This is a genomic window from Streptomyces sp. NPDC048278, assembly GCF_040652195.1.
Taxonomy (GTDB): Bacteria; Actinomycetota; Actinomycetes; order Streptomycetales; family Streptomycetaceae; genus Streptomyces.
Window position 1 is genome coordinate 177,345 of record NZ_JBEZLP010000002.1, and the last position, 13,017, is coordinate 190,361.

Annotated in this window: 9 protein-coding genes and 1 pseudogene; 8 read left to right on the top strand and 2 right to left on the bottom strand. The window is 68.7% G+C overall.

What is annotated here, in order from left to right; genetic code table 11:
• Positions 1–136: 136 nt before the first annotated feature.
• Both drmD and AB0D74_RS04385 read left to right on the top strand, forming a co-directional pair.
• Positions 137–3,394, top strand: coding sequence for a DISARM system SNF2-like helicase DrmD (gene drmD / locus AB0D74_RS04380; RefSeq protein ID WP_362580453.1), 3,258 nt, complete (start codon positions 137–139; stop codon positions 3,392–3,394).
• A complete protein-coding gene (locus AB0D74_RS04385; protein ID WP_362580456.1) occupies positions 3,394–7,596 on the top strand; it encodes a type IIL restriction-modification enzyme MmeI in 4,203 nt (1,400 codons plus the stop codon). Before drmD ends, AB0D74_RS04385 begins: the two co-directional genes overlap by 1 nt.
• Positions 7,597–7,654: 58 nt before the next feature.
• Here AB0D74_RS04385 and AB0D74_RS04390 read toward each other — a convergent pair whose 3' ends face one another.
• Together AB0D74_RS04390 and AB0D74_RS04395 are read right to left on the bottom strand one after the other, a co-directional pair.
• Positions 7,655–7,867, bottom strand: coding sequence for a DUF397 domain-containing protein (locus AB0D74_RS04390; protein WP_362580458.1), 213 nt, complete (start codon positions 7,865–7,867; stop codon positions 7,655–7,657).
• On the bottom strand, positions 7,864–8,739 hold the full coding sequence (locus AB0D74_RS04395) for a helix-turn-helix transcriptional regulator (protein WP_362580459.1): 876 nt from the start codon (positions 8,737–8,739) through the stop codon (positions 7,864–7,866). The genes AB0D74_RS04390 and AB0D74_RS04395 overlap by 4 nt, the downstream gene beginning before the upstream one ends.
• A gap of 216 nt (positions 8,740–8,955) precedes the next feature.
• Here AB0D74_RS04395 and AB0D74_RS04400 point away from each other — a divergent pair, with 216 nt between their 5' ends.
• The 6 genes and pseudogenes from AB0D74_RS04400 (at position 8,956) to AB0D74_RS04425 (ending at position 13,014) form a co-directional block, all read left to right on the top strand.
• Entirely contained in the window at positions 8,956–9,471 is a 516-nt protein-coding gene (locus AB0D74_RS04400; RefSeq protein WP_362580991.1) for an ATP-binding protein, read from the top strand.
• Positions 9,472–9,617: 146 nt separating this feature from the next.
• The gene (locus tag AB0D74_RS04405; RefSeq protein ID WP_362580461.1) at positions 9,618–10,520 is read left to right on the top strand and encodes a helix-turn-helix domain-containing protein; all 903 of its coding nucleotides are present in this window, start codon (positions 9,618–9,620) and stop codon (positions 10,518–10,520) included.
• Positions 10,521–10,605: 85 nt separating this feature from the next.
• Positions 10,606–11,190, top strand: a complete 585-nt coding sequence (locus AB0D74_RS04410) for a hypothetical protein (RefSeq protein WP_362580463.1) — start codon at positions 10,606–10,608, stop codon at positions 11,188–11,190.
• On the top strand, positions 11,187–12,119 hold the full coding sequence (locus tag AB0D74_RS04415; protein WP_362580465.1) for a hypothetical protein: 933 nt from the start codon (positions 11,187–11,189) through the stop codon (positions 12,117–12,119). Before AB0D74_RS04410 ends, AB0D74_RS04415 begins: the two co-directional genes overlap by 4 nt.
• Positions 12,120–12,339: 220 nt before the next feature.
• Positions 12,340–12,744 (top strand): annotated as a pseudogene (locus AB0D74_RS04420) (hypothetical protein); the annotation flags it as partial.
• A 60-nt stretch (positions 12,745–12,804) separates the two neighbouring features.
• The gene (locus AB0D74_RS04425) at positions 12,805–13,014 is read left to right on the top strand and encodes a hypothetical protein (RefSeq protein WP_362580467.1); all 210 of its coding nucleotides are present in this window, start codon (positions 12,805–12,807) and stop codon (positions 13,012–13,014) included.
• The last annotated feature ends 3 nt before the right edge of the window (positions 13,015–13,017 follow it).

Genomic DNA, 13,017 nt, shown 5'->3' on the forward strand with positions numbered 1-13,017 from the left:
ACCCCCAGCCTTTTGCCCAGCCCTGAGAGGTCCCAGCACATAGCGCGCACGCTGGGTTTCACCACCCATTCCACACATAGACTCTTACGAACGTAGAGAGCAGCCAGTGGCAGCTGGGGGGACGAGCGTGACGGTCATGCAGCCGACAAGCCCGGAAAACATCAGTGCGCAAGTACCCGCACCGGGCCAACGCGTGACCGTACGGAACCGCCCCTGGGTGGTCACCGACGTCCTCCGTTCGACCGCGGCCAGCGACGACCCGGCACGTGCAGCGGAGGCCGCCCCCAGCCACCTGATCACACTGTCCTCGCTGGAGAGCGACGGACGTGACGAAGAGCTGCGGGTCGTCTGGGAGCTGGAGCAGGCAACGGACGTCCACGACCAGTACGAGCTTCCCTCGCCCCGTGACGGCTTCGACGAACCCGGACGGTTGGACGCCTTCCTGGACGCCGTCCGCTGGGGTGCCATCGCCTCCGCCGACAAGACGGCCCTCCAGGCGCCGTTCCGCTCAGGCGTCGAGATCCAGGACTACCAGCTGGACCCCGTGGTCCGCGCCCTGTCCATGCCCCGTACGAACCTGCTGATCGCGGACGACGTCGGTCTCGGCAAGACGGTCGAGGCCGGTCTGGTGATGCAGGAGCTGATGCTGCGCCACCGCGCCCGTTCCATGCTGATCGTCTGCCCGGCCGGTCTGACGCTTCAGTGGCGGGACGAGATGCGGGACAAGTTCGGCCTGGACTTCCGGATCGTGAACACCAGGATGCTGCGTGATCTGCGCAGGTCGGCCGGACTGTACGCCAACCCGTGGACCCACCACCCCCGGCTGATCGTCTCCATCGACTGGCTGAAGCGCGAGCGCCCGCTACGGATGCTGCGCGAGCTGCTGCCGCCGGTGCCGGAGTACCCGCGCGCCTTCGACCTGCTGGTGGTGGACGAGGTGCACACGTGCGCGCCGTCCGGCACCGGCAGGTATGCGACGGACTCGAACCGCACCCGCGCCGTGAAGCTGCTCGCCCCGCACTGCGAGCACCGTCTCTTCCTCTCCGCGACCCCGCACAACGGCTACCTGGAGTCCTTCACCGCGCTCCTGGAACTCCTCGACGACCACCGGTTCGCTCGTGGCGTCAAGCCGTCCGAGGAGCAGTTGCGCCGGGTGATGGTGCGCCGTATGAAGTCGGACCTGCCACCGCTGTGGAACGGCAAGTCGCGCTTCCCCAAGCGGGTGCCGCACCCCCTGGAGGTCGAGTACAACGACGCGATGCGGGAGGCGTACGCCAAGCTGGCGGAGTACGCGCGCTCGCGCGGCGACGGCCAGGGCGACGGGAAGTCCGGCCGGACGGCCTCCGACTTCGTGACGACCCTGCTCAAGAAGCGTTTCCTGTCGTCGCCGAAGGCGTTCGCGGAGACCATCAGCACCCATCTGAAGACGATGACGACCCGGCCCGCCGACCCCGAGGAGGAGCCGGCCCCGAGCGTCCGAGTGCTGCGCCCCCTGATCGACGGGATCGAGGAGGCCGAGGAGGAGGACGAGCAGGAGCAGGCCGAGGCGGCGACCCGGGCCTTCACCGCCGCGCGCCAGGCCATGCGTCCGCTCTCCGACCGCGAGCACACGCTCCTCAAGGAGTTGGACGCCTGGGCCGTGGACGCGGGCAAGCGGCCGGAGGCCAAGTTCGCCCGTTTCCGGGAGTGGCTGGACGACATCGTCTGCCCGGACGGCCCCCTGGGCGACTGGGAGCCGGAGCGGGTCATCGTCTTCACGGAGTACCGCGACACCCAGCGCTGGCTGTACGGGCAGCTGATCGCCGCCGGCTACCCGGCGGAGCGGATCACTCAGCTGTACGGCGGCCAGGACCCGGAGGAGCGCGAGCGGGTCAAGCAGGTGTTCCAGGAGAGCCCCGACCTGTCTCCGGTCCGCATCCTGCTGGGCACCGACGCGGCCAGCGAGGGCATCAACCTCCAGGCGTACTGCCACCGCGTGCTGCACTGGGAGATCCCCTGGAACCCGAACCGCCTGGAGCAGCGCAACGGCCGTGTGGACCGGCACGGGCAGAAGGCCGAGCAGGTGGACGTGTTCCACTTCGTGCCGAAGGGCTGGCAGGGCTTCGACCCGGCGCACGACCACCAGACGGACTCGGGCTACGAGGACGGCGCGCTGGAGGACGAGATGTACTTCCTCGCCGTGGCCGCCCGCAAGACCGAGCGCATCCGCGAGGACCTGGGCAGCGCGGGCGAGGTGATCGCCGCGCAGGTCGAGCAGAAGATGCTGGGCCGCCGTTCGAACTGGACCACCGCCGACGCCGAGATCACCAAGCGGTCCGGGAAGGCCGTCCTCAAGGTCGAGCGCGACCTGGCCCGCGACCTGGAACGCCTGGTGGACGCCCTGGCCGACAGCCGCCAGCAGCTGCACCTCCACCCGGAGACCGTCGAACGGGTCGTCCGCACAGGCCTGCTGCTGGCGCACCGCAAGGACCTCACAGAAGTCCCCGACCCCAGGCCGGACCGGGCCGCCCGCTGCTTCAAGCTCCCGGAGCTGCCGGGCGCGTGGGCACGGGCCCGCAACGACGGCCTGCGGCACCCGCTCACCGGCAAGGAGCGCCCGGTCGTCTTCGACGAGGCGGAGGCTCGCGACCGTACGGACGTGGTGCACATGCACCTGGGCCATCGCCTGGTGCAGATGTGCCTGCGGCTGCTGCGCGCCGAACTGTGGTCGAGTGGCCCGGGAGCCCACCTCTCCCGGGTGACGGCCCGGGTGGTCCCGGACGGTGTGCTGCGGCAGCCCGCCCTGGTCGCGCACGGCCGGGTCGTCATCACCGGCAGCGGCGGCACCCGGCTGCACGAGGAGGTGATCACCGCGGGCGGCCTCATCGAGGGCGGCAAGTTCGTCGCCGCGAAGATGGAGGAGGTCGACGGCTGGCTGGCCGAGACGACGGAGGAGTTGCCGGCCGATGCCGTACTCGCCGAGTTGACCGCCCTCTGGCCCCAGCTGGAGGATCGCCTGGCCCGCGCCCTGAACACCCGCGCGAACCGGCGCTTCCGTTCCCTGGAGACGCTGCTCGCCGAACGCTGCGAGCAGGAGGTCGACGGCATGCGCGCGATCCTGGAGGACCTGGGCCGCTCGATCCAGGACCGGCTCGACGACACGGGACACTGGCAGCAGGAGTCCCTCTTCGACATCGACGACGAGCGCCGCCAGCTGCGCGCGGACCGGGAAGGGCTGCTGGAGCGGCTCCGCCGGCTCCCGGAGGTGACGGAGACGGAGACGGCCGCGCTGCGCCGCCGCTGGGCCGACCCGTCCCCACGCTGGTTCCCGGTCGCCGTGACCTTCCTCGTCCCCCGTTCCCTCTCGCCCGCCGCAGCCACCGCCGGGACCACCGCCCACCAGGAGCACCGCTGATGCCGCCCGCCACCCGCACCGCCAGGAAGGTCCCGCCGAAGGGCTCGGTCCCCACCCCCACCGAGCAGCACGAGGACTGGCTGCGGCTGCTGCGCCCCGACGGCCCCTTCGTGTCGCTGCCGGTGCTCGTCGGAGCATTCTCGACGGGCCTCGACACGATCCCGCCGGAGACCTGGTCGAGGCTGCGCCAGGCATGGGCCGAGGTTCAGGAAGACCCGGCGCTGCTGCGTCCGGCGTGGGAGAAGTTCGTCCTGACCGAGCTGATCGGCTGGCGGGCGCCCGGTCTGCGCGACGGCGGGCAGATCCCCGAGTCACTCCACGCCGGCGCGAACACACCCGACGCGGTCCTGCTGGGCCCCGGCCGCTCCGGCGGTCTGGCCCCGCGCGCCCTGTTCTTCCGTACGGACGACTGGGCGGCCCCCCTCAACCGCCCGCGCGGCGAACAGCCCGGCCTCGCCGACCGCGCCGCCGACCTCTGCCGCGCCCGCGACGTCCCGCTGGCCCTGCTCACCAACGGCCGCCAATGGGCCCTGGTCCACGCCCGCCCGAAGGAAGCGACGACCATCGCCGTCTTCGACGCGGACCTGTGGACCGAGGAACCGATCCTCGCCCGCGCCTTCGCGAGCCTGCTCACCGCGAGCCGGGTGATCCGCCCTCCGCTGGACGCGCAGGGCAAGCCGACGGACTCGACGGCGGGCCTGTTCGCCCGCACCGCCGAATCCCAGTCCGAAGTCACCGACACCCTCGGCCGCCAGGTGCGCGAGGCGGTGTCGCTGCTGGTCGCGGAGCTGTCCCGCCTGGACCGCGAATCACGCGGCGAACTGCTCCGTGACGTCCCCGCCAAGCAGGTCTACGAGGGCGCGCTCACGGTCATGATGCGCCTGGTCTTCCTCCTCTACGCGGAGGAACAGCGCCTGCTGCCCGCAGGGGACGAGCTGTACGACGCCTCGTACGCCGTCGGCCCTCTGCACGACGAACTGGCCACCGCCCAGAGTCTGCACGGCGACGAACTGGGCGACCGGGTCGAGGCGACCTGGCCCCGTCTGCTTGCCGTCTTCGCCGCGATCCACGGCGGCAGCACCCACGACCGCCTGTGGATCCCGCCGTACGGCGGCTCGCTCTTCGACCCGTCCCGCTTCCCCTGGCTGGTCCCCGCCAAGGTGACGGACCGCGTGGTGTACGAGATCCTCGACGCGCTCCTGACCCTGCGCGCCCGCAAGGGCTTCAAGGGCAAGGAGCGCCTGTCGTACAAGGGCCTGGACGTCGAGCAGATCGGGCACGTCTACGAGGGTCTTCTGGAGTACGGCTGCCACTGGGCGGAGGAGCCGTACGTCGGGGTCTCCTTCGGCCGGGACAAGAAGCAGGAGGCAGTGCTGCCGCTGGCCCGCCTTGAGGAGTGGGCAGCGGCAGGCACGCTCGCGGAGCAGGTCGCGGAGGCGGCGGGCACGAAGCCGGCGACGGTGGAGGCGGCGCAGGCCAAGTCCTCCGGCGCGGTGACGGTCGAGCTGGAGACGGCCTGCGGCAACGACACGGCTCTGGTGGAGCGGGCGGCAGCTTTCTCCGGCCTGTACGGCCTCGACCTGCGCGGCGAGCCGAAGGTCTGGCCGGCGGGCTCGGTCATCGTCGTCCGCTCGGGCAACCGCCGGGACACTGGCACGCACTACACGCCGAAGGCGCTGGCAGAGGAGGTCGTGGAGCACACTCTGGCTCCGCTGTGCTTCTCGCCGGGCCCGGCGGAGGGTGCGGCGCCGGGCGTCTGGCAGCCGAAGAAAGCCGAGGAGCTGCTGAAGCTGCGGATCCTGGACCCGGCGATGGGCTCCGGGGCGTTCCTGGTCTCGGCGTGCCGATACCTCTCGGACCGGGTGGTGGAGGCATGGCTCCGGGAGCCCGACCTCCCGCCGGAGATCGCGCGTGACGTGGACCGCGACGACCACGAGCAACTGCACCAGATCGCACGGCGGTTGGTGGCCGACCAGTGCCTGTACGGCGTCGACCGCGACCCCATGGCCGTGGAGCTGGCCAAGCTGTCGCTGTGGCTGGTCACGCTGGCGAAGGGGCGGCCGTTCTCGTTCCTGGACCATGCGTTGCGGTGCGGGGACTCGCTGATCGGGGTCATCGACGTCCGGCAGGTCAGGCAGTTCCATCTGGACTGGCAGGACCGGCAGCTGAGCGAGGACGTCGAGCGGGCACTGGAGAACACGGAGACGTTGCTGTCACAGGCGGCCGAGCTGCGGCGACAGATCGAGTCGACGGCGGTCACGGACATCCGCGTCGTGCGCGACAAGGCGGAACTCCTGGCGAAGGCGGAAGCGCTGAGCGGCAAGCTGCGGCTCGCCGCGGATGCCGTGGTGGGGGCCGCGCTGGCCGCCGAGGGCATCTCCGACGAGGAAGCGTCCGAGATCTCCGGCGAGGAGAAGGTGGGCGGGGCTCGGGGGGCTGCGCGGTTCCGAGATGCCAAGGAGGACGCGAAGAGCCGGGCGTATCGGTACCGGCTGGAGGCTGTGGCGGGGCTGGTCGCTACGGCTTTGGGGGAGGGTGCAGAGGCCGAGGAGGCGGGTGTTCGGGCTCGGGGGATTGTGGAGGGGTGGCTGAAGGGGCCCCGGGCGGAGGCGGTTCGGCCGTTGCATTGGCCGTTGGAGTTTCCTGAGGTTATGGGGGTGGGGGGCTCAAAGGGGTTTGATGTGGTGGTGGGGAATCCGCCGTTCCTTGGCGGGAAGAAGCTGACGGGTGCGCTGGGCCAAGATTATCGGGAGTACCTGGTTAATCGGCTGGCGGGCGAGACGCGGGGGCACGCGGACCTGTGTGCTTACTTCTTGTTGCGGAACTTGTCGATTGCGCCGGGGCGTCGTACGGGAATCATCGCTACGAACACGATCGCCCAGGGTGACACTCGGGAGGTCGGGCTCGATCGGGCTGCCGCGGATGGCTGGAACGTGTACCGGGCCATCAAATCGCAGCCGTGGCCGGGGACGGCGGCACTGGAGGTTGCACTGCTTTGGCTGGGCGGACGGGTCGGCGAAGGCGAAACTCCCGTATTGGACGGGCGGGAGGTTCACGGGATTACGGCGAACCTGGACCCAAAGTCGCGGATTACAGGCAATCCCTACCATCTGGCAGAAAACGAGGGGCAGTCGTTCGTCGGATCGTACGTGCTGGGCAAAGGTTTCCTCCTTACCCCGGAGGAAGCGCGGGCCCTCATCGCCAAGGATCCCAAGAACGCAGATGTGCTGTTCCCGTACCTCAACGGCGAGGATCTGAATCAGCGCCCTGGAGCAAAGGCCAGCCGCTGGGCGATCAATTTCCACGATTGGCCGGAGGCGCAGGCAGAGCAATACTCAGATGTTTTCGTTATCGCTGAGAGCAAGGTCAAACCTGAACGGCAACGGACGAAACCCGATGGGACGTACGTTCTGCGGAAGCCTCTGCCAGAGCGATGGTGGCAGTACGCCGATAAGCGTCCTGCTCTGGTTGCGGAAATCGCAGAGCTGGAACAGACAATCACACTTGTCCTCCACACGAAGCAGCTCATGCCGATGATGCAACAGACAGGCCAGGTCTTCTCCCACGGACTTTGCGTGATTGCCAGCCAATCCAAGGCGCAACTTGCCACCCTTTCCAGCGCCATGCACGTCGGGTGGACATTGCAGCGGGGTTCCACCTTGGAGACTCGCATCCGTTACACACCCTCGGATGTTTACGAGACCTTTCCCCGCCCCACTGAAACGACCCGCCTCCTCAGTGCTGGCGAATCCTTGGAAACTGCTCGACATGGAGTTATGTCAGGTCACGTCAATCTGGGTCTGACCGATATCTACAATCTCGTGCACTCCGAGTCCGAAACCGGCCTCAATATCGAGACGCTCCGGCAAGCCCACATCGAAGTGGACGAGGCCGTAGCCGATGCCTACGGCTGGACTGATCTCGACCTCAGGCACGGCTTCCACGCCACGCCCCAGGGCGAGCGGTTCACCATCGCCCCTGACGTCCAGACCGAGATCCTGGACCGTCTCCTAGAGTTGAACCACGCTCGCTACAAGGAAGAGGCGGAAAAGGGCCTGCACACCCCAGAAGCCAAGCGCCGCCGTGCTGCTGCCCGCAAGGCCAAGGCGAAGGCTTGGGCTGCTGCGCACACTCCGCAGAGCGACAACAGGCCGGCGGCCTTTGACGACGGGCTCTTCCCTCAGCCGGACGCCCTGTTCTGAGCCGTACAACAACGCCCCGCCCGGTAACAAGCGGGCGGGGCTGTAGGCAGTCGAGGAGTCAGCTCCCCGACGCGTACGCCACGAAGCCCGCCCATACCTCCGGCGCCAGCGCGAAGCGCGGACTGTCATCCCGGTACTTCGAGTCGCGGACATGGATGGCGCCGGGAGCTATCGCAATTTCGACGCAGGACTCGCCGTCGGTGCCACCGCTGTAGCTGCTCTTGAACCACGCCAGTTCGGAGGTGTCCCCGGCGGAGGCCTTGCGGATCATGTTTCTCCCAGCAGTTGCTCGATGAAGGCCAGCGACTCCCGCGATGAGAGAGCCTGCGCCCGGATGGTGCCATACCGCAGCTCAAGGATGCGCAAGTGTTTCGGATCGGTGATCGGCCGCCCGTTGAACGCGCCGTCAGAGCGGCCTGCGGCCGTACCGTCAGGGAACTTCAGCAACTCGATCCTGCCGTCCAGCCCAGGATGGGCCTCAGTGTTCGTCGGCATGACCTGAAGGGTGACGTAGTGCAATCGCCCCACCTCCAGCAGACGATCGAGCTGCCGCCGCCACACCATTGTGCCCCCGACCTGTCGACGCAGCGGCGCCTCTTCCAGGACGAAGTGGATTGACGGAGCTGGGTCGCGGTCGAAGACCGACTGTCGAGCCAGACGGGCCGCCACCATCCGCTCCACGTCGTCGAGCGAGTAAGGCGGCTGCGCTGCTTTGATGACGGCCCGGGCATGGTCAGGTGTCTGCAACAGCCCAGCGATGATGTTGCACTCATACACCCCGATCTCGGCCGCCTTGGCCTCCATCTCCGCCAAGGCCCGCACCTTCTTTGGATACCGGACCTTCTCCACGTCCTCCTTCATCGCGCGGATCAGCCCACCCGCCCCCAACACCTCGTCCGCCCTGTCCAGATACTCAGGCCGGGGGATCCGCTTCCCGCCCTCGATCTTGTACACCAGGTCCTCGCCGTACCCCACCGCCTTCCCGAACTCGCCGGCGCGCATGCCCACCGCCTCCCGCCGCAGCTTCAACTGCCGCCCCACGGTGGTCACAACAGCCACGCCCCACTCGTCGTCCGGATCCACCTCCCACCCCGGCTCGTCCGCCTCGGTAATGAGTCGCTCTGCCTCACCATCCACCGACATGCGCGCCGCCGCCCCTCCGCCGTACCGCCACGTACCGCGACGCCCCTACCCGCACGCACCGCCCCGACAAGCCCGGACACCACCGGACAACGTCAGGACAGTCACCGTACGCAACCGCGTCGTCACTCCCCACGGTAGGCAGATCTGGCCACGCTGAGTGACGTGAATCCGAAATTCGCCGCGCCCACCACCACGCCCGCCCAACCCGACTGCCACATCCGCAACTTCGACGTCTTGCTGTCCCCCAGCCCACGCGGCGCCCGACTCGCCCGCCTGCTCGCCACCGAACAACTGCGCGCCTGGGGATTGCCGCTGGACCCGGCGGCACACATCGTCGCCGAACTCGCGAACAACGCCGCCACCCACGGCCGCGTCCGCGGCCGGAACTTCCAGCTCCTGCTCTACGTTGTCGGCGACACCCTCCGTATCGAGGTCACCGACACCCGCGCCGACCGACTACCGCACCCCCGCCCCTCCATCACCCCCGACAGCGAAACCGGCCGCGGCCTGCTCCTCCTGGACGCCCTCGCCGACCGCTGGGGAGTGAGCCGGGGCCTGCCACCCCGCAAGACGGTCTGGGCCGAACTCGTACGCCCCGCAACGGAATCACCGAAGCCCGACCCTCCACGCTCCGGTCAGACCTGCGCTCCCTATGCACCACCCACCAGGGAGAAAGCACCCCACCAAACCCCACCCCTCCCTCCCGCCGGGCAAACTCACTCCCGCGAGTGAATATGTCCAACTCGGCTGGATTCGGGACCGGTTGCCTGCCTTACGCTCAGCGCAGCGCGGCACAACCCCAGACATGCGACGGCCCCCGCCGGGAGTAGCAATCCCAGTGCGGGGGCCTGACCACCGAGGAAGTTAGGCCCTTCCTGATGGACACCGAAAACACTAGCGCGCCCTCGCGCGCCCAGTCCCGAATCCCGGGCAAAAACCACCCTCACGCGCGGCCGCACTCCGGCGTCGTTCACGACAACGCCCGCCACACCGAGAACTTCGTGGTGATCGGCAACCACCTCGCGCAACACCCGGAGCTGTCGCTGCTCGCCATCGGGCTGGCCACCTACATCCAGTCGGTACGACGGGGCACCGCCGTCGACATCAAGACCCTCGCCGACCGCTTCCCCGAGGGCCCCACCCGTATCGCCGCCGCCCTGAACGAGCTCGAAACCCACGGCTACCTCCGCCGTACCCGCGAGCGCACGTCCACCGGCCGCATCGTCACCCGCACGGTCTCCTGCAACAGGCCGGGGCACCGGTCCACCCCGACCGAACCCCGCACCGCGACCGCCCGACGCGCGGCCACCACGGACAAGCCCCCTCCCCGCAAGCGCCTCCCCGCCGTACCGCAGCCCTCGATCACCTCCCCCGCCCTCCTCCAGGCAGCCCTCGACGTCCTCACCGGCCTCCGTCGCCGCGACCCCCGCCTGCTCCTCTCCGCCACCGACGCCGAACACCTCGCGCCCGGCGTCGCCGCCTGGCTGGAGCGCGACGTCGCCCCGACAGCCTTAGGCCACGTGCTCAGCGAGAACCTGCCGAACGAGCCGCTGATCCGCCCGGCCGCCTTCCTGGCCCACCGCCTGGCCGCACAACTCCCACCGCCGCCCCCGTTTCACGCACCCGCCCAGCCACCGTCCGTCCGCCACCCGCTCCAGAACTGCGACGAATGCGACCACGCCTTCAGGGCTCCGCAGCCGGGCAAGTGCCGGGCGTGCAGTGCGGCGGACGGCCGAATGTCGAGAACTCACGGCTTCAAGAAGACGGACCCGGCAGGATGACCCGCACGGCATTGCGAGGGGACCGCGCACCCACCGCAACGCCCTGCACCACAACGGCATACATCCGTACCCGACAGGACTTCATGTGTTGCCTTCCTTCGCCTTGAATGGATTCCTTCCGCTGGGCCGGTACTCCGTCTCCTTCGACGAGGCGGAGGCCATGCTGGTGAGCGCGCCGGAGTTCCATGCCTCCGACACGCGTACGGGGCTGTGGGACGGGTTGCACGACTATCTGGACCGCTTCTTCACGCTGGAGGACGCGTGCGCGGACGTCATGGACGGGCACACGCTCATCCACAGGCTGTGGCTTGGTGGCAGCTTCGTGAGCATGAAGACCGATCCAGGAAACATCGACGCGACTCTCCTGATCGACATGCGAGCCGAGCGGGCCGTGCGCGGCAGGCCCGGCTCCAAATGGCTGACCACAGCTTTCCAGAGTCGGGACAACATGCTGCGCAGGTTCGGAGTCTCACCGGTCAGAGTCGGGTACCAGCCCGTCAGCCATGTCTTCCGGCCGGAGCGCTTCACCGCCGAGGAGCGGACATACTTCATGGAACGGGGTGTGTGGGACGACTGGTGGCAGCGCTGCCGTCTACCTGGGCAGACAGACCGTTCCCCGTCACAAGAGAGTGCCACCCCGGCACGCGGATACTTGGAGGTGCGACTGTGACGACCGGCGACAGCTGGCGTGAGCGCAGGCGCGCGCTGCTCAGGGATGATCCGGGAGCCGTCGAGATCGCTGCACGCCTGCTCGACGAAATGGGTACAGAAGAGCGGGACGACGACGAGATCGAGGCCGAGCACCGGGCGAGCCGCCTCGCGGCGGTACGCGCGTACGAGCCGGACGCCCGCCTCGACGAGGAGCTGCAGCTCCGCCTGACAGGACCGGACACCGAAGGGGGCGCCCTGCGCTTCCAATGGGGCGACGCTCTACTGAACCCGGTGGAGAACGCGATCTCCATCGCCGCGGGGACTCCGGTTCAGCTTGAGCTCACGGGCATCTCGGCCGGCAGCACCTTGGTGCACGCGCGTCCCGTGCCGTCCGTCGCTGCCTCAGAGCCCCAGGCCATGGATGCTCCCGCTACATCGGCCACGAGCACTGGCATGCAGATGCTCACCAGACTGCTGGCCGCTCTGGAGGCCGAACAGGACGTTCGCGAATGGTCGCGCCTCTTCGACGCGGTGGACACCCTGGCCAGGGCGCTGAGCAAGTACGAGCTCGACTTGGGAGTGACCTGGTACGGCGCCGACGGCGATATGCGCAGGGCCCAGCTCACGGAGCGCGGCAGACGTTATGTCGAGCGGCTTCGTGAGACGAGCCCCCGTGACCAGGAGATCACCATCTCGGGCCGCATCACCGAGCTCCGCGAAAGCGGCTGGGTGAAGGTCAAGACGGGCACAGCCAGGAACGCGCCGGCCTACGACGTCCACTTCGAGGAACCGGAGGCACTCCTCCGCATGCGCCCCGGCCTCGGCGACAACGTGCACTTCCGGGTCCGCTTCCGGCAGCATCTGGACGCGGTGGGAAGCGCCAGGTCGACCGAGTACACGTATCTGGGACCGGCGGCAGAACAGCCTTCACTGCCGCTTGAATCGTGATCAGGGCGCCCGAAGGGCACGATGAACGCTGAGGTCGGACCCGAATGGGAGCTGATCCGCCGCCCTGAGCAGACTCCTGACGCCCTGCGAGCGACTCTCGCCGTCGTGGCCCGGGTCGGGGCCCCGACCCGGTCAACTGCCAGGGCTGCTGCGAAGTCCGACAACCGACGGCTACGGCGGCTTGACGAGCCGACCAGGCCCCAACGCCGTTGAAGATCGGCTCGCCGCGCTGTCCGCGATCACTCACGCCAGGCATCCGGACGCCGGGGCCATACTCAAGTCAATGACGACCGCTCTGCGGGAGACCCCGCAGAGCATCGCCGATCCGATCATCGAACTCATCGCACAAGGCCTGGGCAAGCACCCAGCCGCACAACTGTGGAGGAAACTGGTGGCCGTGGACCTCTCCTTCTACAAGTCATACATCTCCGAGGAAATCCGCGACGAGGGCCGGGCTCAGCGCGCCATCGAGGACATCCTGGACATCCTGGAAGTGCGTGGCATCGACGTCCCTGAAGCGGTCCGGGAACGCATCACCGGCTGTGGCGACCTCGGGATCCTGCGCCGCTGGCACCGGCGGGCCGTCACAGCCCCGACAGCCGAAGACGTCTTCACGGACGAGTAGGCCCCAGACCGTGACCTACAGGCCGACCCGGTACGCGGGTCGGCCTCGGAAGGCAGGACGGTGGACGGCGAGAGCTACCGGGAGCGCAGGCGGGCGCTGCTGAGAGACGACCCGGCGGCTGCCGACAGGGCCGCACGTCTTCTCGCCGAGCCGGGCACGGAGGAACGCGACGACACGGAGATCGAAGCGGAGCACTCGGCGGTCCTTTTCGCCGCGGTACGCGAGTACACCGGTCAGGGACAGGAGCTGATCCCTCGCCCCGAACATTGAGTT

Excerpts from the sequence above, each read along its gene's own strand:
- AB0D74_RS04390 (WP_362580458.1), bottom strand. The coding sequence starts at position 7,867 with ATGATCCGCAAGGCCTCCGCCGGGGACACCTCCGAACTGGCGTGGTTC.
- AB0D74_RS04385 (WP_362580456.1), top strand. The coding sequence starts at position 3,394 with ATGCCGCCCGCCACCCGCACCGCCAGGAAGGTCCCGCCGAAGGGCTCG.
- drmD (WP_362580453.1), top strand. The coding sequence starts at position 137 with ATGCAGCCGACAAGCCCGGAAAACATCAGTGCGCAAGTACCCGCACCG.
- AB0D74_RS04395 (WP_362580459.1), bottom strand. The coding sequence starts at position 8,739 with ATGTCGGTGGATGGTGAGGCAGAGCGACTCATTACCGAGGCGGACGAG.
- AB0D74_RS04405 (WP_362580461.1), top strand. The coding sequence starts at position 9,618 with ATGGACACCGAAAACACTAGCGCGCCCTCGCGCGCCCAGTCCCGAATC.